This is a genomic window from Siculibacillus lacustris (genome assembly GCF_004328075.1).
Classification (GTDB): domain Bacteria; phylum Pseudomonadota; class Alphaproteobacteria; order Rhizobiales; family Ancalomicrobiaceae; genus Siculibacillus; species Siculibacillus lacustris.
In genome coordinates, this window is sequence record NZ_SJFN01000086.1 from 1 (window position 1) to 1,223 (window position 1,223).

Genomic DNA, 1,223 nt, shown 5'->3' on the forward strand with positions numbered 1-1,223 from the left:
CGGCTTTCCCGGAGAAGACGCCTGACATTCCGTCGACCGCCTGCTTCTTCCACGCGCTGATCATCGTCTGATGGACGCCGTACTTGACCGTCAGCTGCGCCACGGTCGCCTCGCCCCGGATCGCCTCCAGCGCGACCTTCGCCTTGAAATCTGCCGAATACCGCTTCCGCTTCCCCGTCATCGGGATCGTCCTTCTCTCAGGTCGACCCAAGCTTACCGAACTGCCCGCCAGACGGGGACCACCTCAAACAGCTGCATCAGGAGCGGGGTGTCCTGAAACAGCTCGATGTAGCCGCCGGCCATCCAGCGGATCGGTTTGGACGGCGAGGTTCTGGCGAGGGCGATCGCCAGCCCGACGAGCGAGCCGCCGACGAAGGCGATCAAGGACAGCAGAACCATCCATCTGGCGGAGAGCAGCAGCAGCGCCAGGTCGGAGAGCGAGAAGTCTCTGATCATCGAATCCGGATCCAGCGATTGTAGATGGCGTTGAACGTTGCCCGCAGAAACAGTGACATGGCGACATAGATCAGGGTGACGATGAAGTAGACCTCGAAGGTACGGAACGTGCGGGTCTGGATGGTGTTGGCGGCTGCGGTCAATTCCTCGACCGCGATCGCCGAAACGATGCTGGTACCGAGCATGAGAAGGATGAATTGACTGGTGAGGGCAGGGTAGATCGCCAGCAACGCCTGCCGAAATATGACATGCCGGAAGATCGGGAGAAAACGGAACCCGAGAACCTTCGCGGCTTCGATCTGACCCCGCGGGACCGATTCGATTCCCGCGCGCAAGATTTCGGATCCGTACGCGCCGACGTTGATCGTCATCGCCAGTATCGCCGCCTGTTCGGGCGACAACCGCACCCCCAGCGACGGAAGACCGAGATACACGACGAACACCTGGATCAGAAACGGCGTGTTGCGAATGAACTCGACATAGGCGCTGATGATGGCGCGGACGACGCGACGGCCGTAGACTGTTGATTTCCGCGGAGAACTGACCCAGGCGGCAGGGATTTTTCCATCGAGAATTGACCCATGTTTGAACCTCCTCCCTCGCCACTGGTGCGGGGGACAGCGGAGTGATCGACATGGAGTTATTGAGCGTCATCCGGCGCTGGCACTATCGGGATCATTTCTCGATCCGAGAGATTTCCCGGCGCACCGGGCTTTCGAGGAACACGGTCCGCAAGTACCTGCGGTCCGACAGCGTCGAGCCTCGGT

General features: G+C 60.7%; 4 protein-coding genes. 1 reads left to right on the forward strand and 3 read right to left on the reverse strand.

Features of this window, described 5'->3' with window-relative positions; translation table 11 throughout:
- The 3 genes from EYW49_RS22815 to EYW49_RS22825 form a co-directional block, all read right to left on the reverse strand.
- The coding region (locus tag EYW49_RS22815; RefSeq protein ID WP_131308803.1) for a transposase at nt 1-181 on the reverse strand (181 nt) is incomplete at its 3' end.
- A gap of 32 nt (nt 182-213) precedes the next feature.
- Nucleotides 214-456, reverse strand: a complete 243-nt coding sequence (locus EYW49_RS22820; RefSeq protein ID WP_228259718.1) for an ABC transporter permease subunit — start codon at nt 454-456, stop codon at nt 214-216.
- Entirely contained in the window at nt 453-1,100 is a 648-nt protein-coding gene (locus EYW49_RS22825) for an amino acid ABC transporter permease (RefSeq protein WP_131312035.1), read from the reverse strand. The genes EYW49_RS22820 and EYW49_RS22825 overlap by 4 nt, the downstream gene beginning before the upstream one ends.
- Here EYW49_RS22825 and EYW49_RS22830 point away from each other — a divergent pair.
- The coding region (locus EYW49_RS22830) for a sigma factor-like helix-turn-helix DNA-binding protein (protein WP_131309656.1) at nt 1,091-1,223 on the forward strand (133 nt) is incomplete at its 3' end. The genes EYW49_RS22825 and EYW49_RS22830 overlap by 10 nt on opposite strands.